This is a genomic window from Mycobacterium arosiense ATCC BAA-1401 = DSM 45069, from assembly GCF_002086125.1.
Taxonomy (GTDB): domain Bacteria; phylum Actinomycetota; class Actinomycetes; order Mycobacteriales; family Mycobacteriaceae; genus Mycobacterium; species Mycobacterium arosiense.
Map to the genome: position 1 here is coordinate 1 of NZ_MVHG01000095.1, position 19,880 is coordinate 19,880.

20 protein-coding genes are annotated in these 19,880 nt (G+C 68.4%); 9 read left to right on the forward strand and 11 right to left on the reverse strand.

The window, feature by feature from the left end; genetic code table 11:
• Positions 1–168 precede the first annotated feature (168 nt).
• The gene (locus tag BST14_RS23930) at positions 169–393 is read right to left on the reverse strand and encodes a deoxyribodipyrimidine photolyase (protein ID WP_083066833.1); all 225 of its coding nucleotides are present in this window, start codon (positions 391–393) and stop codon (positions 169–171) included.
• Between the two features lie 93 nt (positions 394–486).
• Complete coding sequence (locus BST14_RS23935) at positions 487–972, reverse strand: SRPBCC family protein (RefSeq protein WP_083066815.1); 486 nt, start codon at positions 970–972, stop codon at positions 487–489.
• A 99-nt stretch (positions 973–1,071) separates the two neighbouring features.
• Between BST14_RS23935 and BST14_RS23940 the strand changes: the two genes are divergently transcribed.
• Positions 1,072–2,100 (forward strand): Rv2578c family radical SAM protein, encoded by a 1,029-nt coding sequence (locus BST14_RS23940; protein ID WP_083066816.1) that lies wholly within the window; start codon positions 1,072–1,074, stop codon positions 2,098–2,100.
• A 169-nt stretch (positions 2,101–2,269) separates the two neighbouring features.
• Here the strand turns inward: BST14_RS23940 and BST14_RS23945 are convergent, their stop codons facing one another.
• Positions 2,270–3,838 carry a purple acid phosphatase family protein gene (locus BST14_RS23945; RefSeq protein WP_083066817.1) on the reverse strand — a complete coding sequence of 523 codons (1,569 nt, stop codon included), beginning with the start codon at positions 3,836–3,838 and terminating at the stop codon, positions 2,270–2,272.
• 88 nt (positions 3,839–3,926) lie between these two features.
• On the opposite strand from BST14_RS23945, the gene BST14_RS23950 reads away from it, so the two are divergent.
• A complete protein-coding gene (locus BST14_RS23950; protein ID WP_083066818.1) occupies positions 3,927–4,355 on the forward strand; it encodes an Rv2576c family protein in 429 nt (142 codons plus the stop codon).
• Between the two features lie 10 nt (positions 4,356–4,365).
• Here BST14_RS23950 and BST14_RS23955 read toward each other — a convergent pair whose 3' ends face one another.
• Complete coding sequence (locus BST14_RS23955) at positions 4,366–5,970, reverse strand: MFS transporter (protein WP_083066819.1); 1,605 nt, start codon at positions 5,968–5,970, stop codon at positions 4,366–4,368.
• Positions 5,971–6,020: 50 nt separating this feature from the next.
• Positions 6,021–6,572 carry a helix-turn-helix domain-containing protein gene (locus tag BST14_RS23960; protein ID WP_083066820.1) on the reverse strand — a complete coding sequence of 184 codons (552 nt, stop codon included), beginning with the start codon at positions 6,570–6,572 and terminating at the stop codon, positions 6,021–6,023.
• 71 nt (positions 6,573–6,643) lie between these two features.
• Here BST14_RS23960 and BST14_RS23965 point away from each other — a divergent pair, with 71 nt between their 5' ends.
• Both BST14_RS23965 and BST14_RS23970 read left to right on the forward strand, forming a co-directional pair.
• Entirely contained in the window at positions 6,644–7,444 is an 801-nt protein-coding gene (locus BST14_RS23965) for an aldolase (protein ID WP_083066821.1), read from the forward strand.
• Positions 7,441–8,319 carry a dihydrodipicolinate synthase family protein gene (locus BST14_RS23970; protein WP_083066822.1) on the forward strand — a complete coding sequence of 293 codons (879 nt, stop codon included), beginning with the start codon at positions 7,441–7,443 and terminating at the stop codon, positions 8,317–8,319. The genes BST14_RS23965 and BST14_RS23970 overlap by 4 nt, the downstream gene beginning before the upstream one ends.
• Here the strand turns inward: BST14_RS23970 and ypfJ are convergent.
• Both ypfJ and BST14_RS23980 read right to left on the reverse strand, forming a co-directional pair.
• The gene (gene ypfJ / locus BST14_RS23975) at positions 8,316–9,194 is read right to left on the reverse strand and encodes a KPN_02809 family neutral zinc metallopeptidase (RefSeq protein ID WP_083066823.1); all 879 of its coding nucleotides are present in this window, start codon (positions 9,192–9,194) and stop codon (positions 8,316–8,318) included. The genes BST14_RS23970 and ypfJ overlap by 4 nt on opposite strands.
• 56 nt (positions 9,195–9,250) lie before the next feature.
• Positions 9,251–10,150 (reverse strand): oxidoreductase, encoded by a 900-nt coding sequence (locus BST14_RS23980; RefSeq protein WP_281252826.1) that lies wholly within the window; start codon positions 10,148–10,150, stop codon positions 9,251–9,253.
• Positions 10,151–10,212: 62 nt separating this feature from the next.
• Between BST14_RS23980 and aspS the strand changes: the two genes are divergently transcribed.
• The gene (aspS, locus tag BST14_RS23985; RefSeq protein ID WP_083066825.1) at positions 10,213–11,988 is read left to right on the forward strand and encodes an aspartate--tRNA ligase; all 1,776 of its coding nucleotides are present in this window, start codon (positions 10,213–10,215) and stop codon (positions 11,986–11,988) included.
• Positions 11,989–11,995: 7 nt separating this feature from the next.
• Here aspS and BST14_RS23990 read toward each other — a convergent pair whose 3' ends face one another.
• A complete protein-coding gene (locus BST14_RS23990; RefSeq protein ID WP_083066826.1) occupies positions 11,996–12,196 on the reverse strand; it encodes a hypothetical protein in 201 nt (66 codons plus the stop codon).
• A gap of 81 nt (positions 12,197–12,277) precedes the next feature.
• Here BST14_RS23990 and BST14_RS23995 point away from each other — a divergent pair, with 81 nt between their 5' ends.
• Complete coding sequence (locus BST14_RS23995) at positions 12,278–12,709, forward strand: nitroreductase family deazaflavin-dependent oxidoreductase (RefSeq protein WP_083066827.1); 432 nt, start codon at positions 12,278–12,280, stop codon at positions 12,707–12,709.
• A gap of 3 nt (positions 12,710–12,712) precedes the next feature.
• Positions 12,713–13,777 carry an FUSC family protein gene (locus BST14_RS24000; protein ID WP_083066828.1) on the forward strand — a complete coding sequence of 355 codons (1,065 nt, stop codon included), beginning with the start codon at positions 12,713–12,715 and terminating at the stop codon, positions 13,775–13,777.
• Positions 13,778–13,782: 5 nt separating this feature from the next.
• Here the strand turns inward: BST14_RS24000 and BST14_RS24005 are convergent, their stop codons facing one another.
• Positions 13,783–14,172 (reverse strand): MmcQ/YjbR family DNA-binding protein, encoded by a 390-nt coding sequence (locus BST14_RS24005; RefSeq protein WP_083066829.1) that lies wholly within the window; start codon positions 14,170–14,172, stop codon positions 13,783–13,785.
• A 97-nt stretch (positions 14,173–14,269) separates the two neighbouring features.
• On the opposite strand from BST14_RS24005, the gene BST14_RS24010 reads away from it, so the two are divergent.
• Both BST14_RS24010 and BST14_RS24015 read left to right on the forward strand, forming a co-directional pair.
• Positions 14,270–15,241, forward strand: coding sequence for a transglutaminase family protein (locus BST14_RS24010; RefSeq protein WP_083066830.1), 972 nt, complete (start codon positions 14,270–14,272; stop codon positions 15,239–15,241).
• Positions 15,234–16,289, forward strand: a complete 1,056-nt coding sequence (locus BST14_RS24015) for a zinc-binding metallopeptidase family protein (protein ID WP_083066831.1) — start codon at positions 15,234–15,236, stop codon at positions 16,287–16,289. Before BST14_RS24010 ends, BST14_RS24015 begins: the two co-directional genes overlap by 8 nt.
• Here BST14_RS24015 and BST14_RS24020 read toward each other — a convergent pair.
• Entirely contained in the window at positions 16,286–18,901 is a 2,616-nt protein-coding gene (locus BST14_RS24020; RefSeq protein ID WP_438502203.1) for a circularly permuted type 2 ATP-grasp protein, read from the reverse strand. The genes BST14_RS24015 and BST14_RS24020 overlap by 4 nt on opposite strands.
• Before the next feature lie 187 nt (positions 18,902–19,088).
• Positions 19,089–19,880 (reverse strand): hypothetical protein (locus BST14_RS24025; RefSeq protein ID WP_211280800.1); only part of this gene is annotated, 792 nt, incomplete at its 5' end.

The window sequence follows — 19,880 nt, forward strand, 5'->3', positions numbered from 1 at the left end:
GCGATGATGCCCACCCGCCGCCGCACCCGCGCCCAAGACCGCGCCGCGCGCATCGCCACCGAACGCCGGCACAACCGAATGGCGCGTCAGGCTCAAAAGCTTTCGTACGCTTGGGGTTCCGAGCCGGGCCATACCGTTGGCGACGGGGAGCCGCCGCCGTTCTAAGCGCTATTTCTTGCTGGGGATAATGATGACGACGATCAACGTCAGGATTGAAAAGAACAGCCCAAGAATTCCCCAGCCCAGCGGATTGCGGCCCTTCATCATGGCGATGACTCCGCAGATTATCGCGGCGATAATGCTGCCGATAGCGACGAAAATTCCCTTGATGCCACGGAGGATAAAGCCGGCCGCGACCGGGGCCGAACTTGCCAGAATCACCTGGTGCAACATGACGGATCCTTTCGTGAGGGGCCCTCGGATAATACCCGTGCGAATGTTGCACAAAACCAATATCGATTTACTTGCGCCGTGCGCGGTCTCGGATCAACCGCCCGGATAACCGCGGCGCACCGTGCGGTCGAGAATTCCCAAAGTCGCGCGCAATGCACCCTCGGACAAAATGGGGAAAATGCCGGCCTCTCGCCACTTCGGGTCGATGTTCGACCAGTCGTAGAACGAGGTGACGACGGTGGCCGAGCCGCCCTCGGTGGGGGTGAGCGCATAGCCGTAGATATGGCCGATCGGCGGCTGGATCTGACCGAGGACCGTCCACGCGATCAGGCGATCCCGCTCGAACTCCTTGATGTCGACGGTGACGTCGTATCTGCCCAATTCCGGGAAATCGTTCAATGATTCGCGGTCCATGTGAACGACGAACCGGTCGCCGACCGCGCGCACCGGGTCGCCCTCCGCGCCTTGCAGCATCCCGGTCGAGTCGATCGCGACGTGGCCCTGCGGATCGCACAGCACGGCGAAGATCGCGTGCGCGGGTGCGGCGATGGCGCGGGAGGTCTCAATGCGTTCGGTCATCGGTCCTCGCAGCGACGTGGGGGCGATACGGTTCGCCGCTCACCCTACGACCACAACCCGCACTTGACTCGACCTCGAACTAATGTTCGAATAGCCGGTATGCGGTGGGCAAATCAAGCCGTCGCGGTCAACGGCACACCGGTCGAGGACGGGGCGCTGCCGGGGCTGCAACGCATCGGCTTTCTGCGCAGCGTGCGCTCGCCGCAGTTCGACGGCATCACCTTCCATGAGGTGGTGTGCAAATCCGCGCTAAATAAGGTGCCGAACGCGGCGGCGCTCCCGTTCCGCTATACCGTCAACGGCTACCGTGGCTGCTCGCACGCCTGCCGATATTGTTTCGCCCGGCCCACCCACGAATATCTGGAGCTGGACTGCGGCAACGACTTTGACACCCAGGTCGTCGTCAAGACCAACGTGGTCGAGGTGCTGCGCCGCGAACTGCGCCGACCGTCCTGGCAGCGCGAGACCGTCGCCCTGGGCACCAACACCGACCCGTACCAGCGGGCCGAGGGGCGCTACGCGCTGATGCCGGGCATCATCGGCGCCCTGGCGGAATCCGGCACGCCGCTGTCGATCCTGACCAAGGGCACGCTGCTGCGGCGCGACCTGCCGCTGGTCGCGGATGCCGCCGCACAGGTTCCGGTGTCGGTGGCGGTGTCGCTGGCCGTCGGCGATCCACAGTTACACAAGGACGTCGAGCCCGGCACACCCACACCCCAGGCCCGGCTGGGCCTGATCAGCGCTATCCGGGCCGCCGGGCTGGACTGTCATGTGATGGTCGCGCCGGTGCTGCCGTATCTCACCGATTCGGTCGAGCAGCTAGACGGGCTGCTCGGCCAGATCGCGGCGGCCGGTGCCAGCAGCGTCACGGTGTTCGGCCTGCATCTGCGCAGCTCGACCCGGGGATGGTTCATGGCGTGGCTGGCGCGCTCGCATCCCGAGCTGGTCGGCCGCTATCGCGAGCTGTACCGGCGCGGCGCCTACCTGCCCCAGGACTATCGCGAAACGCTGCGGCGGCGGGCCGCCCCGTTGGTCGCCAAGCATCGGCTGGCCGGCGACCACCGGCCGTTCGGCCGGGCCGTCTCGGTCGCGCCGGCGCCGGAAGCGATTCAGCCGACGTTGTTTTGAACCTCGGGCTCCGCGTTTCGCAGCGCCCGTCTTCGGTGATGTCGCGCAGGCGGGCCATGAGCAGATCCTGCAGCAGCAGGTGAGTTTTTCGGCGCCGCCGGCGCGGGAACGCCCACCACGGATGGTGATTCGATCCCGGTGCCACCTGTGGCCATGTTGCTGGGCCGGGCTAACCGGCCTTGTCGCCGCGGGGCTTGGCGAGCGTGAATTCGTCGATCACGGCGACCTCACCGAACGGGCCGCGCAGCGCGTAGTGCGTCGCCTTGATCGAGGTGTTGCCGCCGGGTTGGCCCGGATCAACCTCGAAAGCCGCGAAGCCATAGGGGTTCTCGCGATCGCGAAATGCCGACCACGGCGCATCCTCGATCACGTAGACTGGGGCCTTGCGGCCCAGCCCGGGATCGAACGCGCCCACGCCGGTCACCACGCGGCACCGGGGATCGGGGAAGAACATCGCGTTGCTCGGCGCCGAGGTGCCGCCCCCACCGATGACCATGTGCACCGTTCCGCGGGTCGCGTCGATGACATCGTTTCGGGTGTCGACGGGTATCGGCGTGCGGGTGTCGGTGCCCAGCGTGCCGCGCAACGGGTGCGAGCGTTCGTAGTGGTGTTCGTGACCGCACACCACCAGATCGACCCCGTACTGGTCGAACAGCGGCAGCCATTCCTCGCGGATGCCGAGGTCGGCGCCGTTGGTCTTGTCGGCGGTGGAGATCGCCGTCTGGTGCATGCACACGACGACCCAGTCGATATCCGGCTCCCGCCGGGCCGCGGCGAGTTCGTTTGCAAGCCAGCGCTTTTGCTCGCCACCGGAGTAGCCGTGCACGTAGAAGTTGCCGCCGTCCTGGAAGGCGACGTCGTCGTTGCTCAGACTGATCACCCGCACCGAACCGGCGGTGAACGAATACCACAAGCCGCGGGTCTCGGGACTCGAGCCGGAATCGGGCACCGCGAAATAGGCCTGATAGGCGCCGTAACCGATTGGCCCGTTACCCAATTCATTCTCGTGGTTGCCCGCCGCCGGCATCCAGGGCCGGTAGCGCGCCGAGCGGGTGTTGTTCTCGAACCAGTTCGACCAGGTACGCACCCGGTCTCGGGCCAGGTTGGCGTAGCACAGGTCGCCGTTGATCAGGTTGAACAGCGGGCCCATCCGTTCGATCGCCATGGTGGTGTCGGCCGCGGCCGGCGAGCCGATGTTGTCGGTGGCGTACCTGCCGTCGGGCATCTTGGCCAGTGCCGGAGTGGACTGGTCACCGAAGCTGGTGAACAGCAGTCGTTTTCGGCCCGCCGGTGCGGTGCGCACGGTGCCCTGCTCGGGTTCCGCGCCGTCGTGCACCGCGGCGTAGACGTAGTCGGTGTCCGGGGTGAGGTCGGTCAGCCGGGCGTGGTTGACGCGAACCTCGGTGCCCGACTTCGCATCCCGGTAGGTGCGGGTTTCGGCGGCCACCGTGCGCCCGAATCCCGATGCCGGTGTCCCGAGCAGGACGCGCGGATTGCGGACCGCGTCGGTGGTGTGCCAGGACACCACCACTTCGGTGCCGGCGTTCTTCCCGAACTGCAGGTGCAGCCCACCGACCGGCGGTGCGCCACGGCGATCGGGCTGCAGCCAGGCCATCGGGCCCCGCGGGCTCGACCACAGCAGCGTGGCACCGCCCCCCAGGCCCACCCCGAGGGCGGCCGACACCGCCCCGGTCGTCAGCAACCGGCGGCGGGTCACCTCAGTGGGGTCATCGCTCATGCTTGCTTCATACCGGAGCCGGGCAACCGCGGGCACAGCGGCGGGTAAACAGCGAACCGTCGCTAACGAATCCGGTAGCGTTTCCGATATGACGAACGTGCAAAGGACAGCAAGCGCGATCTCAGCGACATTTCTGGCAGCGGCGGCGGGGGCTGGGCTGGCGCCGGCGACGGCGCATGCGGATGGCCACCAGGTGACCTACACCGTGACCAGCCCCAACAACCTGACCGCCAACGTCTCCTACGTGAATGCCGACCCGCCCAGCCAGGCCGCTTTCACCGCGGACCCGTCGAAGTTCTCGACCAGCGTGCAGGCCCCGCTCAGCGGCGGAGCGCCGGTCACCTACACCGTCACCCTGGCAAACCCGAAGCAGTTTGCCAGCATCACTGCCAGCGGCATGCTGCACTGGCCGGATTCGGGCAACGGCCCCGCCCAGTTCCACTGCGAGATCGCCGTGGACGGCCAGGTGGTCGCCCAACAGGACGCGACCACCACCGTCACCTGCCGACCCAGCTAATTCAGCCCGGTCATCGGTGCACCCGCAACGCGAGGTAATACTCGTGGCGACGTGCGCTGTCGACGGTGTAACTCACCGCGGTCGCGACGCCGTCGTGATCGGATTCCAGCCAGCGCTCGGTGTGCTGGTGTAAAAACTCGGTCCATGAGGGCACCGTGAACCTCTCCAGGACCGAGTCCGGGTCCTCGATGCTGTGATACAGCCGCCAGCTGTGTCCACCGGTGCGCAGCCGCGATCGCCGCACCGCGCTCATCGCCTTGACGAAATCTTGAAGTTTGTCCGCCGCCACCCGGTAGCGGACGGCCACCAGGACCGGCCCGTCGTCGGGGCAGGGTTCGAAGACGACCATGGGCGACGGCCAAGCGCTGGAGATGTCGCGGCTGAGCTTTCCGGTGGCCGCGCGCAACGGAAGAACGGCGACACTGAGCGCGGCGGCACCCAAGCACGCGGCCGACGCGATCAGTGCGAGCTCGAGCCCCGCCCGAGTGGCGACCGCGCCCCAGAGGTACGAGCCGAATGCCTGGGACCCCGTGAAAACCAGTAGATACACGGACAATCCGCGGGCCCGCACCCATTGCGGCAGGTGAAGTTGCGCCGCGGCGTTCAGCGTCGTCAACGTGATCAGCCAGGTCGTCCCGGACAGCACCAGAAACGGCGCCGCCGCCGCGAACGGCAGCCACACCACGGCGAGCGGCGCGAGCGCGTAGGCGGCGGCCGAAATGGCCAGCAGCGCGTTGGGTGGCACCTTCTGGCGCAGCGGCGCGGGAACCGCGACGGCCAGTACCGCGCCAAAGCCGATGGCGCCCAATGCCACGCCGTAGCCACCGGCCTTCAGGTGCCACCGGTCGGCGGCGGCCACCGGCAGCAGCGCCAGCAGCGCCGAAGCGGGAAACACGAAAAGGGCGGTGCGCAGGAGGATCCTGCGGAAAATGGGGCCGTTGGCGACGTAGCGGAAGCCGGTGACGATGGCCTGGCTGAAATGCTCCCGTTCGACGGGCGGCTCTTGCTTGGGTCGGCGCCACGCGGCCAGGGCGACGATGATGCCGGCGAACGATATCGCGTTGATGGCGAAGACGGCTCCCGGGCCGGTCGCCGCCAGCACCACGCCGCCGATCGCGGGCCCGACCACGCGGGCGATGTTCACCGACACGCTGGCCAGCGTCGCCGCGGCCGGAATCTGCTCGCGCGTGACGACCTCGGGTTGAATGGCCTGCCAGGCCGGTGCGGTCAGGGCGGAGGCGAAGCCGACCGCCAAGGTGAACAGCAACAGTGACGTCGCGGTAAGGGTGCCGAGGAAGGTCAGCACGGCCAGGGCCAGCGTCACCAGGACCGCATACGACTGCAAAAAGATCAGCAGTCGCCGCCGGTCGAAGAGGTCGGCCAGCGCCCCGGCGAACAGTCCCAGCAGCAGCGTCGGTCCCAGGCTCGCGGTCTGCACCAGGGCCACGATGACGGCACTACTGTGGTCTTCGATCAGGAACCATTGCGCCGCGACGCTTTGCATCCAGGTCCCGACGTTGGAGACGAACTGCGCGATGAACAACGCGCGGAACACGCGATTGCGCAAGGGTGCCCAGGCGGACGCCTGCCGGTCCTCGGCGTGCGTTGAGGCCATACGGCAACGCCTTTCGCGTCCTGCGGGGGGAAGAGCTAGGGGCTAGCAGTCTAAGACACGAACATGTCGCGGGTGCCACGAGCGCCAGGCTCGGCATGGGCGACGACGACGACCTCGGCGCGATCGGCGCCGACCGCCCGGATCTTATGGCTCACCGATGCGTCGAAATAGGCGCTGTCGCCCGGCTCGAGCGTGAACGTCTGGTCCCCGTAGTCGAGTTCGACCGTTCCGGTGTGTACGAACATGAACTCCTGCCCGGCATGTTCGGGATGGGGATCGTCGGCAAGCTGCTCGGTCGGACGAACCATGAACGGCGACATCGACTTTCCCAGCAGCGACGAGGCGAGCACCCGGTAGCGCTCACCCGCGGCATCGCCGGTGCCGCGCTCGACCGTGATCTTCTCCTGCGCCGTCTCCTCGGAGAACAGCCGCCCCACGTCGACGTCGAGGGCCTTGGCGACCTTGAGGGCCACCGCGATCGACGGTGTGCTGCACCGGCGTTCGATCTTGGACAGGTAGCTCTTGGTCAGCCCGGTCTGCCGGGCCAACTCCTCCAGGGTGAGGCCGCGTTGCTTGCGGACCGCGCGCAGCAGTGCGGTCACGGGCCGCCCCTCTCATGACACAAGGTTTCCTATAGTGATACTATTCTGTCATATCGCCGAGGGAGCCCTTTATGGCCAGCACGTTCACCGAGTCGAAGTCCGAATTGATGCGCCGGGCCGCCGAGCAGTTGACGGCGAACGTCGCCGACTCGCGGTTGACCACCCGGCAGAAGCTGGCCTTGACCTGTCGGGCGCTGTTCGACGCCGGGCACGACTCCGGGCTGGCCGGGCAGATCACCGCCCGCGCCGAGGCCGACGGCACGTACTACACCCAGCGGCTCGGCCTGGGGTTCGACGAGATCACCGACGCCAACCTGCTGCTGGTCGACGAGGACCTCAACGTCCTCGACGGGGACGGAATCGCCAACCCCGCCAACCGTTTTCACAGCTGGATCTATCGCGCCCGGCCAGACGTCCAGTGCATCGTGCACACCCACGCGTTCCACGTGGCGGCGCTGTCGATGCTCGAAGTCCCGCTGATCGTCTCCCACATGGACACCACCCCGCTCTACGGCGACTGTGCGTTCTTGCCGAAATGGCCGGGGGTGCCGGTCGGCAACGAAGAGGGCGAGATCATCAGCGCGGCCCTCGGGGACAAGAAGGCCGTCCTGCTGGCGCACCACGGCCACGTGATCGCGGGGGCCAGCGTCGAGGAGGCCTGCTCGCTGGGAATCCTCATCGAGCGCGCCGCCAAACTGCAGTTGACCGCGATGGCCGCCGGCACCGTCCAGGAGCTGCCCGAGGAACTGGCCCGCGAGGCCCATGACTGGACGCTGTCGCCGCAGCGCAGCCGCGCCAACTTCGCCTACTATGCCCGTCGGGCCCTGGCCCGGCATCCCGACGTGTTGACAAGTCAAGGAGCCGCCCTATGACCGAGCCCAAGATCCACGGCATCATCGCGTACCCGGTTACGCCCTTCGGCAACAAAGGGATTGACACCGATCGGCTGGCCGCGCTGGTCCAGCGGCTCGTGTCCGCCGGTGTGCACGCGATCGCGCCGCTGGGCAGCACCGGCGAACTGGCGTACCTCGAAGAGCCCGAGTTCGACGCCGTCGTCGACACCACCATCGCCACGGTCGCGGCCCGGGTCCCGGTGATCATCGGTGTGTCAGATGTGACCACCGCCAAGACCATTCGGCGCGCCACCTACGCCCAACAGGCCGGGGCCGACGCGGTGATGATCCTGCCGGTGTCCTACTGGAAGCTCACCGAGCGGGAGATCTTCCAGCACTACCGCAACATCAGCGACGCCATCTCGATCCCGATCATGGCCTACAACAACCCGGCCACCAGCGGTGTCGACATGCCGCCCGAGTTGCTGGTGCGGATGTTCGACAGCATCGACAACGTCACCATGGTCAAGGAATCCACCGGTGACCTGACCCGCATGCAGCGCATCGCCGAACTGTCCGGCAACCGGCTGCCCTTCTACAACGGGAGCAACCCGCTGGTGCTCGACGCCCTGAAGGCCGGGGCGTCCGGATGGTGCACGGCCGCACCGAATCTGCGACCACAACCTTGCATCGACCTGTACGAGGCGGTGCGTGCGCAAGACCTCGACACCGCCCAGAAGCTTTACGACGACCTCAAGCCGTTGCTCAGCTACATCGTCGCCGGCGGATTGGCCACCACCGTGAAGGCCGGCCTGGAGCTGCTCGACTTCCCGGTCGGCGACCCGCGCGCGCCGCTGCTGCCGCTCGACGAGCAGGGCCGCGCCGAGCTGCGGGGCCTGCTGGCCCAGGCCTAACCCAAGTCGGGGGCCGAGAAGGTGTCACACTTCTTCGGGTCACCGGTCTGGTAGCCGACGGTGAACCAGTGCTGCCGTTGCTCCGACGAGCCGTGCGTCCACGACTCGGGGTTTACCCGGCCGGTGGCCTGCCTCTGGATGCGGTCATCGCCCACCGAGGCCGCGGCCGACAGCGCATCGGCAATGTCCTTGTCGCTCAACGGCTCCAGATAGGGGACGCCGGTGCTCTCCTGCTTGACCGTGGAGGCGTAGTGCGCCCAGATACCGGCGTAGCAATCGGCCTGTAGCTCGGTGCGCACGCCGTTACCGCCGGCGCCCTGCGCGCCCTGCTGCGAGCGGCCGAGCAGACCCTGCAGCTGCTGCACGTGGTGGCCGTATTCGTGGGCGACCACGTACTCCTGGGCGAATGGCCCACCGCTGGAACCGAATCGGTCGACCAGCTCCTTGAAGAAGTCGGTGTCGAAATACGCCGTCTTGTCCACCGGGCAGTAGAACGGCCCGACGGCGGTGGTCGCGTGTCCGCAGCCGGTCTCCACCGATCCCGTGAACAGCCGGACACGGGGACGGGTGTAACCCGGCAACAGCTGGTGCCACACCGCGTCCACCGAGTTGCCGGTGGCCACCACCCGGCACTGCACGTACTTGTTGGCGTCGGCGCCGGTTTTGCACTGGCTCAGGTCGAAGCCGGGCGCCGAGTACCCGCCGGTGTTGGTCTGCGGGGAGTTCATGACGCGGCCGGGGTCGACGCCCAAAAACAGCGCCCCGATGAGAATCAGCAGCCCCAGGCCGCCACCCCCGACGGCCATGCCCATCCCGCCCCCACCGGACGACGACGCGCTGCTGGTGTCGATCTGCATGCCCTCGTTGAAGGTCATGACGCTCTCCTAACCTTGCCGGTCTCGACGCGTTCGCAGGGGGACATGACAACAACTTAGCCGGGGCCGTCGCTGGCCGCGGCCAGTAAGGGCACTATCACGTCGCTGATCGGCGTGGCCAAGCCGTGGGCCCGGCCCTTGCGAACGATCACGCCGTTGCGAATGTCCCATTCCATCCGCCGCCGATGTTCGGCGTCGGTCAGGATCGACGTGCCCATGTCCTCGGCGACGTTGCGGAACATGGCCACCAGCTCGTCGACCACACCGTCGGCCAGCCGGGCGCCCTCGGCCCGCGCGACGGCCAGGCACTCGGCGACGTAGCGCCGCGCCAGGGCGGCGACGTCGTCGCGCCGAAACATCCCGGACCGGCGGTGCGACAGCGCCATGAAGCCGGCCAGTGCGTTGGTGAGCAGCTTGTGCCAGGCGGCGGTGATGATGTCGGGGTCGCAGTCCGCCCGGCAGCCGGCGCCGCGCAGCAGCTCCGCGACGGTCTGCGCCGACGGCCCGCTGGGCAGCACCACGGCCGGTTCGGTGCGCAACCGCACCCAGCCCTCGGGCTGCATCTGGGCCGAATACCACACGATCCCGGGGATGACGGGCGACCGCGGGCAGTGCGGCTGCACCTGTTCGACCTGCTCCACGCCGTTTTGCAGCACCACCACGATGGTGTGGACGTCGCACAGCCGGGCCAGCCAGGCGGCGGCCTCGTCGTTCTGGGTGGCCTTGACGGCCAGCAACACCACATCCACCGGCCCGGTCACCTCGGCCGGATCGGTGTGCACGGGGCCCGGCACGACGATCGGGTCGGCGCCGTCGGGCCGCAGTTCGATGCCGTCGCGCGGGGTGCGCCCGCACACCACGACCCGATGGCCCGCCCGATGCAGCAGCGCGGCGGCCGTCGTACCGACGGCGCCGGGACCGACCAGGGCGATGTTGGTGGGGGCGTCTGTGGCGATGCGACCGAAATTACCTCCTTTAGACTGGGCACTCGTTCTGGCCAGGTGAAGAGGAGTCTTTCGTGCTGCGCAGTCATGCCGCGGGTTCGCTGAGAAGTAGCGACGCCGGGCAGCAGGTGACGCTGGCGGGCTGGGTGGCCCGCCGCCGCGATCACGGAGGCGTGATCTTCATCGACCTGCGCGACGCCTCCGGGATCGCCCAGGTGGTGTTCCGCGAGGGCCTCGAGGAGGGGCAGGTGCTGGCCCAGGCGCACCGGCTGCGCGCCGAGTTCTGCGTCGCCGTCACCGGTGTGGTCGAGATCCGCCCGGAGGGCAACGCCAACCCCGAGATCGCCACCGGCGACATCGAGGTCAACGCCGCCTCGCTGACGGTGCTGGGGGAGAGCGCGCCGCTGCCGTTCCAGCTCGACGAGCCCGCCGGCGAGGAGCTACGGCTCAAGTATCGCTACCTCGACCTGCGCCGCGACGGGCCGGCCCAAGCGATTCGGTTGCGCTCCAAGGTGAATGCCGCGGCGCGTTCGGTGCTCGCGCAGCATGACTTCGTCGAGATCGAAACCCCGACGATCACCCGCTCGACCCCCGAGGGGGCCCGCGACTTCCTGGTGCCGGCCCGCCTGCACCCCGGCTCGTTCTACGCCCTGCCGCAGAGCCCGCAGCTGTTCAAGCAGTTGCTGATGGTGGCCGGCATGGAGCGCTACTACCAGATCGCCCGCTGCTACCGCGACGAGGATTTCCGCGCCGACCGCCAGCCGGAGTTCACCCAGCTGGACATCGAGATGAGCTTCGTCGACGCCGAGGACATCATCGCCATCTCCGAGGAGATCCTGGCCGCGCTGTGGGCGTTGATCGGGTATGAGATTCCGACGCCCCTCCCGCGGATCAGCTACGCCGACGCGATGCGACGATTCGGCTCCGACAAGCCCGACCTGCGCTTCGGCCTCGAGCTCGTCGACTGCACAAAGTTCTTCAAAGACACCACATTTCGCGTCTTCCAGGCACCGTACGTCGGTGCGGTGGTGATGCCCGGCGGGGCGTCACAGCCGCGGCGCACCCTGGACGGCTGGCAGGAGTGGGCCAAGCAGCGGGGTCACCGCGGACTGGCGTACGTGCTGATCGCCGACGACGGCACGCTGGGGGGCCCGGTCGCCAAGAACCTGTCCGACGCCGAACGGGACGGGCTGGCCGCCCACGTCGGGGCCAAGCCGGGGGACTGCGTCTTCTTCTCGGCCGGCCCGCCGAAGCCGTCGCGGGCCCTGCTGGGGGCGGCCCGCGGTGAGATCGCCCACCGACTCGGCATGATCGATCCCAACGCCTGGGCGTTCGTCTGGGTGGTGGACCCGCCGCTGTTCGAGCCCGCCGACGAAGCGACCGCCGCAGGCGACGTGGCCGTGGGCTCCGGGGCGTGGACGGCCGTGCATCACGCGTTCACCTCGCCCAAGCCCGGCCACGAAGACGCCATCGAGACCGATACCGGCAACGTGCTCGCCGACGCCTACGACATCGTCTGCAACGGCAACGAGATCGGCGGCGGGTCGATTCGTATTCACCGCCGCGACATCCAGGAACGGGTGTTCGCGGTGATGGGCCTGGATCACGCCGAGGCCGACGAGAAGTTCGGATTCCTGTTGGAGGCGTTCACGTTTGGCGCGCCCCCGCACGGCGGGATCGCCTTCGGCTGGGACCGGATCAACGCGCTGCTGTCCGGGGTCGACTCGATCCGCGAGGTGATCGCCTTCCCGAAGACCGGCGGCGGCGTCGACCCGCTCACCGAGGCGCCCGCGCCGATCACCCCCCAGCAGCGCAAGGAGTCCGGCATAGACGTCAAGCCCGGCCCCTGATCCGCGCCTACACCACCCGATAGGTGTAAGACCATTCGACGTCCTGGCCGCCAACCGGGTTGCTCTCACCGAGTTGCAGATCGCGCACCTTGTGGCCCCGTCGCACCTTGTGTTGCGCCTTCTGCATCGCAAGGGCGTGAACGTGATTGGCGTCCAGGCGTTGCGGCACGGTGATCTTGTCGCTGCGCACATCGGGTTGATCGGCCATGCTGCAGATCCTGCCCGAGGTGAGCCGATCTGAACCGTGGGGGTCCGGAATAGACGTCACGCCCGGTAGGGTTGACCGGGCATGACGCAAATCCCCGACGCCGAGACCGTCAACGCATTCAACAAGAGCATCATCGACGAGTTCCGGGCCAACGACGGCAAGGTCGGCGGCCAGTTCGAGGGAGCCAACCTGCTGTTGCTCCACACCACCGGCGCGAAGTCGGGTCAGCCCCGGGTGTCGCCGCTGGCCTATTTCGACATCGACGGAAAGCTCGTCATCATCGGCTCCTTCGCCGGCGCGCCCAAGGACCCGGCCTGGGCGCACAACCTGCGGGCCAAGCCGCAGGCGCGCGTCGAGATCGGCACGGACGCGTTCGATGTCGCCGCCCGGGAGCTGCCCGCCGACGAGCGGGCCGCCCTCTTCGACAAGATCACCGCCGTCGCGCCGGGCTTCGCCGAGTATCAGGCCAAGACCACCCGGGTGATCCCGCTGTTCGAGTTGGACCGGACCTAGCCGGTGCGCACCTCGCGACCGGCGGTGCCCTCGCTGGCTGCCGCGGTCGCGCGTGCCGGCGGTAAGCGGCTGCGCGCGGTGTGGTTCAACCTGGTGCAGACCGCGGTGGCCGCGGGCCTGTCCTGGTATCTGGCCCACGACGTGCTGGAGCACCCGCAGCCGTTCTTCGCGCCCATCGCCGCCGCGGTGTCGTTGTCGACCAGCAACGTGCTCCGGGCGCAACGCGCCATTCAGATGATGATCGGGGTGACCCTGGGCATCGGGGTGGGCTCGCTGGTGCAGGGGCTGCTGGGGCCGGGGGACGTGCCCATCGCGGTCGCCGCCGTGGTGGCGCTGGGCGCGGCGGTGTTCATCGGGGGCGGCTTCATCGGGCACGGGATGATGTTCGCCAACCAAACGGTGGTGTCGGCCATCCTGGTGCTGGCCCTGTACCGCGGCGGTGTGGGGTTTGAACGCATCTTCGACGCGCTGATCGGCGGCGCGGTGGCCATCGTCTTCGCCGTTTTGCTGTTCCCCGCCGACCCGCGCAAAGTACTGCGCAATGCCCGCATCGAGGTGCTCGGCGTGCTGCACGACGTGTTGTCGCGGGCGGCGGACCTCGCCGCCGGACGCAAGGCGCCGCCGCCGGATTGGCCGCTGACGGCCGTCGACCGGGTGCACGAACGGCTCAGCGGGCTGCTCGAGGCGCGCACCACCGCGCGCCAGGTCGTCACCATCGCGCCGCGACGCCGGGGGCTGCGCGAGGCGATCGAGGCGCGCGATCACCAGGCCGTACACGTGGCCCTGTTGGCCGGCTCGGTGCTGCAACTGGCCCGCGCCGTCGCACCCGGCGAAGGCGGCGGGCGTGACCCCCATCCGCAGTCCGTGCACACCGTGCTGGTGGTGCTCGCGGCGGCGACCGCGCTCGCCGACCTCGACCCCGCGGGCGCCTGCGCGTACACGGCCTCGGCGCGCCACCACGCGGCGCAATTGCAGTCCGGCGCCCGCGAGAAGGCGCAAGTGATCCTCGCGGACGCCGTCGGCGCCTGCGTCGATGACCTGCAACGGGTCATCGACCTTCGACACTGAGCGAATCAGCGCGAGTCGGCCAGGAACTCCTGGACCAATTTGCGCGGCGCCTGGGTCAGCCACGCCTCGGTGATCAGGTCCTCGAGGTCGCGGACCGAGATCTTGGCCAGGTTCACCAGCACAGCGGGATAGCCGTCGAAATGCGGGGTGGTGAAGTAGACCCTCGGTTCGTCGTCGATCAGCGCGAACTTGACCCCTTCGTCGGACACCCGGACACCGAGGATGTCGCCCTGCGGGGCAAGGGGCCCGTTGCGTTCCAGCGCCTCGCGTTCCGACGGCCGCAGCGGCCGTTCCCAGGCCAGCAATTTCTTGCCGACCCGCCAGTCGTGCGGTGACGGCTCGGACGTGAGTGCCAGCTCACCAACGATGCGGGCGACGTCGCCCCACGTGGCCACAACACGATTGTGCTCTCGTTTTGGCGCGATTGCCGCAGATCGGCAAACCCAGGCCGACCGCGCGCTTCGCGAACCCCACGCGACCGGCCGGCATGTGATGAGATCAGCGGCGAGGAGGTCGAAGCGCTTGCCAGCAGAACGAGGCGAACACGGGGGCGGGGCCGCCCGCCGCCATCGGGTGACCCACCGCACCGAGTACCGCTATTCCGACGTCGTGACCAGCTCGTACGGTCGCGGATTCCTCACCCCACGCGACTCGCTGCGGCAGCGCTGCGTCGCGCATCGGCTGATCATCGAGCCGGCCCCCGCCGACAGCTCCACTAGCGAGGACAGCTACGGCAACACCAGCTCCTATTTCCATGTGACCGAGCCGCACGTCGCCCTGAAGGTGACCAGCGATTCGATCGTCGACGTCTATCCGCCTGGACCGGAGCTCTACGGCGACGGGCCGGCGAGGAGGCCGTGGGAGTCGGCCCGCCCGGTGGGGCGCGACGGGGCGCTGGCGACCGAGTTCACCCTGGACCTGAATCCGCCCGAGATCACCGACGAGGTCCGCGATTACGCGGCGCCCAGCTTCACCCCCGGACGTCCCTTGATCGAGGTGCTGCGGGATCTGGCGTCGCGCATCTTCACCGACTTCACCTACCGGTCGGGATCGACGACGATTTCCACCGGAGTCAATGCGGTTCTCACCGCCCGGGAAGGGGTATGCCAAGACTTTGCCAGGCTGGCGATCGCTTGCCTGCGAGCCAACGGTCTGGCGGCCAGTTACGTATCCGGATATCTGGCCACCGACGCGCCACCCGGAAAGGATCGGATGATCGGCATCGACGCCACCCACGCCTGGGCCGCGGTGTGGACTCCCCAGCGGGCCGGCCACTTCGAGTGGCTGGGGCTCGATCCCACCAACGACCAGATGGTCGACGAGCGCTACATCGTCGTGGGCCGGGGACGCGACTACGCCGACGTCCCGCCGCTGCGGGGGATCATTTACACCAACTCAGAACACAGCGTGATCGACGTCGCCGTCGACGTGGTGCCCTTTGAAGGTGATGTGCTTTATGCGTGATTTCCACTGCCCCAACTGCGGTCAGCGCCTGGCATTCGAGAACTCAGCGTGCCTGTCGTGCGGCAGCGCGCTGGGCTTCTCCCTCAACCAGCTGGCCCTGCTGGTGATCGCCAAAGGCGACGACGGCGAGCACGCCGGCGCCGTGGACGCCGACGAGTACCAGCTGTGCGCCAATCTGCACCTGGCCGAGTGCAATTGGCTGGTGCCCAAGAACAACGACGGCCGGCTGTGCGAGTCGTGCACGCTGACCACGGTGCGGCCCAACGACGCCGATACCGCCGGGCTGGCCGAGTTCGCCCGGGCCGAGGCGGCCAAGCGCCGGCTGATCGTCGAGCTGCACGAGCTGAAGCTGCCGATCATCGGCCGCGACTCGGATCCGCAGCAGGGCCTGGCGTTCCATCTGCTGTCCAGCGCCGAAGAGAAGGTGATGACCGGACACGACAACGGCGTCATCACACTGGATCTGGCCGAAGGCGACGACGTGCATCGCGAGCAGCTGCGCGTCGAGATGGACGAGCCCTACCGCACCCTGCTCGGGCACTTCCGCCACGAGATCGGGCACTACTACTTCTACCGGTTGATCGCCCCGTCGAACGAGTACCTGGCGCGGTTCAACGAGCTGTTCGGCGACCCCGACGCCGACTACCAGGCGGCGCTGGACCGTCACTACAGCGACGGTCCGCCGCAGGGATGGCGGGACGACTTCGTGTCGTCGTATGCGACCATGCATCCCGCCGAGGACTGGGCCGAGACGTTCGCCCACTACCTGCACATCCGCGACGCGCTGGACACCTCGGCCTGGTGCGGATTCGCGCCGGCGACGGCGACCTTCGACCGGCCTGTCTTGGGGCCCAGCGCTTTTCAGACGATCATCGACATGTGGCTGCCGTTGTCGTGGTCGCTGAACATGGTGAACCGGTCGATGGGCCACGACGACCTCTACCCGTTCGTGCTGCCGGCCGCGGTGCTGGAGAAGATGAAGTTCATTCACACCGTGATCGACGAGATCACCTCGGAGGCCAGGGGGCCCGCGGCGATCGCCGGCTAGGCCGGCATCACCCGTCGCACGCCGGGGCCCCACAGCGGTTGCATGCCACCGGGCAACGTCAGCTGGGTGGCGGTGATGACGTCGGCGAGGTTGCGCAGCTCGCCGTGCACCGCATCGAGCAGCTCCGCCAGCTCGGCCCGGCGGCCGTCGTCGCCGACCCGTTCGAGCTCGGCGGGATGCGACCGCCGCAGCAGGGTGCCGATCTCGTCCACCAGCCGCTCCGGGCGCGACGAGCCCGACGAGCCGGGCAGTTCCTTGAGGTTGATCCGCAGCCGCTCCAACTGGTACAGCAACGACCGCGGGTTCTGCGCGTCGAACAACATCAGGTCGGTCATGGCGGCCACGCTGACCTTGCCCACCGTGCGGCGCCGGTAGATGACCGAGGACTCGCACGCCACCAGGGTGGCCTCGATGACGGTCTGTTCGGCCGCGGCGCCGCGGACCACGGTCAGGGTGGCCCGCAGCAGCGCCGTCAGCCACAGCCCGCGTTCGATCCGCTTGCCGACGTCCATCATCGTCCAGCCCACGTCGCGCACCATCGACTCGTTGGCCACCCCCGACAGCGTGAGCATGCCGGCCAGCGTCTGGGTCTGCGCCCCGGTGAGCAGGGCGTCGGCCTCCGAAAGCGATTCCGGCGGTTCGTTTTTCAACGCCAACGCGCGCTCCACCGCGGCCAGCACCATCCAGGTGTCGTTGGACATCTGGTCGCGCACCGCGCGGGCGGCCAGCGCCAAACCCTCCACCGATTGCACCAGGGAGCCGGGCCGGTACGGATCGACGGTGAGCGACCACAACGTGGACGGGGCGATGGCGATCATCTCGGCGTGATCGCCGTCGCTGTCGTCCGCGATGTCGGTGCCGGTGATGCGGCCCAGCGCGGTCAACAGCACCGGCACGCATTCGCTTTCCTCGCTGTGCTGATGGTGACGGTAGACGTGGAACCGGTCGCGGGCGACGATGAGCAGCCGCGCCATGCCTTCCGCGCGCTCACCGTAGCGGCCGATCCAGAACAGGTCGGACAGCACGCGTGGTGAGCTGACGGCCCAGGTGCCCGCGGCCGTCTTCGTCGGCGCCTCCGGCGTCGGAAGGCTGATCGCCTCGGCGTGTGCGCGCTCGGTGGGACGCACCCAGACATCTTTCGCCGCAATGGTTTTCAACGCGTAGGCGACGGGACCGGGCGCCAGCACGTAACCGATGCCGCCGATCATCGGCGCGTAACCGCCGCGCTGGGCGACGGTGAACAATCGGATGCCGACCCCGGCCGACGACAACACGCCGGCGTGGTCGGTCGGCGCGGACGAGAACTGCGGCAGCTCCTGGCCGATCCACTGCCACGGCGTCTTCTCGATGCGCGCGGCCAGCCGCGCCAGCCGTCTCGACGAAAGTTCCGGTCCGACAAGGGTTTCCGAGCCCACCGTGGACTTCACCAACAACGACGACAGGTTGGCCAGCAGGTGTGAGCGTTCGGCGGCGAGGCCGCCCCAATAGACCTGCGCGGTGGGCAGCCGCAGGGTTTCGGACAGCAGGTGCTCGGCCATCGCGGGCAGGAAGCGCAGCAGCCCAGGGTTTTCCAGGATCCCGCTGCCCAGGGTGTTGACGACGGTCACCGTCCCGCGGTGCTGCGCCTCCACCAGACCCGCAACCCCGAGCCGGGAGTCGGCGCGCAGGTCCAGCGGATCCGTGAAGTCGGCGTCGACCCGGCGCAGCACCACGTCGACACGTTTCAGGGTGCCCAGCGAACGCATCCACAACATGCCGTCGCGCACCACCAGATCCGCGCTCTCCACCATCGGAAAACCCAGCAGGGTGGCCAGATACGCCTGGTCGAACGCGGTCTCGGAGTAGATGCCCGGCGACAGCACGACCACCACGGGGTCCTGGGCGTCGTCAGGTGCGGCGTCGATCAGCGCCAGCCGCAGCGCGTGGGCGAACGGTGTGGTGGGGCGCGGCGCGATTCGTTCGTAGAGGTCGGGCATCGAGTGTGCGACGACGCGCCGGTCCGCCAGCGCGTACCCGGCGCCCGACGGGGCCTGGGTGCGGTCGCCGTTGACCATGAAGGCACCGTCCGGTCCTCGGCTGACATCGCAGGCGTGCATGAAAAGCTGGTGGCGGCCCGGGATTTCGATGCCGTTGGCCGCCCGGACATACCCGGGGTGGCCGAACAACAGCTCCGGGGGCAGGACGCCTTCGGTGAGCAGGCGGCGCGGCCCGTACAGGTCGGTCAGCACGGCGTCGAGCACCCGCGACCGCTGCAGGAGGCCGGCCTCGAGCACCTCCCAGTCGGCCGCGGACAGCACTATCGGCAGGGTGTCCAGCTGCCAGGGTCTGGGTTCCTGGGCGCGGCCGCCCGGTTCGACGTCGGTGTAGGTGATGCCGTCGTTGTCGATGAGATCGTGCACCACCGAGCGCAACCGGTCCAGCCCGGCGCGACCGCGCTCGGCGACGGCGTCGGCCAGTTCGGCCCACGCCGGGCGGACATCGCCGTCCCGGTCGACGAATTCGTCGTAGCCGCTGGCCGGGCCGTGCCGCGGGTCGAACAGCGCTTGCTGGGCGCGCGCGGCACGGTAGGAGGCCAGCAGGCGGTCGGCGTCATAGCCCGCGGTGCCCGCCATCGAGCCCGGCCCAGCCGGTGCACCCGTGCCAAATGTCATGTCCGCAACGGCCAGGCAAAGGCGTCGCCGGTGTGGTGACCCGACGCAACTTCGATGTTCATAATCGCCGATCCCATCACAGGCGCCGCCCCGGCGCAGCGCACCGCAAACGCGGCGATGGCGGGCGTGCTACGAGACCTGTACGGCGCTAGGCCGGTGCGGGCCCCGGCGGCGGACCCGACTGGTACCCCGCCTGCTGCACCGGGACCACATGACCGCCGGAGAGCTTGCGGTAGGCGTAGGTCAGAACCAGCGCGCCGAGGGGAACCGCCACCAAAGCGCCGAGGCCGCAGGTCACCAGGCTGACCAGGGCCGCCGCCAGTATTACCAACCACACCAGCAGTGCGTTGGCGAAGTTCGAGCCGACGAGCGAAAAGCTGGAATTGAAGCCTTTCAGCGCCGACTCGGAACGGTCGACCACGAACAGGATGGTGAACTGCACGAACAGGCTCACGATCAGGCCGGGAATTAGGCAGAGGGACAAGCCGATCGAGGTGAGAATGCCGACGATCAGCGCGGCAACATACGCCATCGCGAAGTTGCGCGGCTTGAAGAACGAGCCGATGGTCACGTGGCGTCCGTCGGCCAGATCCAGGCAGCCGGACAGGAAGGCGGAGTGGGCGAACGCAGACACGAGGTACGCGACCAGGTAGCCGACGATGAGCAGCGCCAGCCCGCTGCCGTTGAGGTTCGTCGTGAAGGTGAAGTAGTCGTCGTCGGAGCCGGCCGCCGTCGTGCCCAGGTCTTGGCTCAGGCCTATCAGGGAGGAGGCGACGCCGATCAACACCGAGTAGGCCAGGGCCGAAACAATCAGCGCCACAGCGTTTTTGGTGAACGTGTTCCAGGCCCAGCCGAACGCGTCACCCACGCTGAACGCGGGCCCGGGCGGCCCGCCGTAGCCGGGCGGGGGCCCGTAACCGGGAGGGGGCGCGCCATAACC

Bases quoted from the DNA above. Each gene is read 5' to 3' on its own strand.
- BST14_RS23945 (WP_083066817.1), bottom strand. From the start codon at position 3,838: ATGAGCGATGACCCCACTGAGGTGACCCGCCGCCGGTTGCTGACGACC.
- BST14_RS24015 (WP_083066831.1), top strand. From the start codon at position 15,234: ATGCGTGATTTCCACTGCCCCAACTGCGGTCAGCGCCTGGCATTCGAG.
- BST14_RS23935 (WP_083066815.1), bottom strand. From the start codon at position 972: ATGACCGAACGCATTGAGACCTCCCGCGCCATCGCCGCACCCGCGCAC.
- BST14_RS24010 (WP_083066830.1), top strand. From the start codon at position 14,270: ATGAGATCAGCGGCGAGGAGGTCGAAGCGCTTGCCAGCAGAACGAGGC.
- BST14_RS23940 (WP_083066816.1), top strand. From the start codon at position 1,072: ATGCGGTGGGCAAATCAAGCCGTCGCGGTCAACGGCACACCGGTCGAG.
- BST14_RS23950 (WP_083066818.1), top strand. From the start codon at position 3,927: ATGACGAACGTGCAAAGGACAGCAAGCGCGATCTCAGCGACATTTCTG.
- BST14_RS24020 (WP_438502203.1), bottom strand. From the start codon at position 18,901: ATGGCGGGCACCGCGGGCTATGACGCCGACCGCCTGCTGGCCTCCTAC.
- ypfJ (WP_083066823.1), bottom strand. From the start codon at position 9,194: ATGACCTTCAACGAGGGCATGCAGATCGACACCAGCAGCGCGTCGTCG.
- BST14_RS23955 (WP_083066819.1), bottom strand. From the start codon at position 5,970: ATGGCCTCAACGCACGCCGAGGACCGGCAGGCGTCCGCCTGGGCACCC.
- BST14_RS23990 (WP_083066826.1), bottom strand. From the start codon at position 12,196: ATGGCCGATCAACCCGATGTGCGCAGCGACAAGATCACCGTGCCGCAA.
- BST14_RS23930 (WP_083066833.1), bottom strand. From the start codon at position 393: ATGTTGCACCAGGTGATTCTGGCAAGTTCGGCCCCGGTCGCGGCCGGC.
- BST14_RS23995 (WP_083066827.1), top strand. From the start codon at position 12,278: ATGACGCAAATCCCCGACGCCGAGACCGTCAACGCATTCAACAAGAGC.
- BST14_RS23970 (WP_083066822.1), top strand. From the start codon at position 7,441: ATGACCGAGCCCAAGATCCACGGCATCATCGCGTACCCGGTTACGCCC.
- BST14_RS23965 (WP_083066821.1), top strand. From the start codon at position 6,644: ATGGCCAGCACGTTCACCGAGTCGAAGTCCGAATTGATGCGCCGGGCC.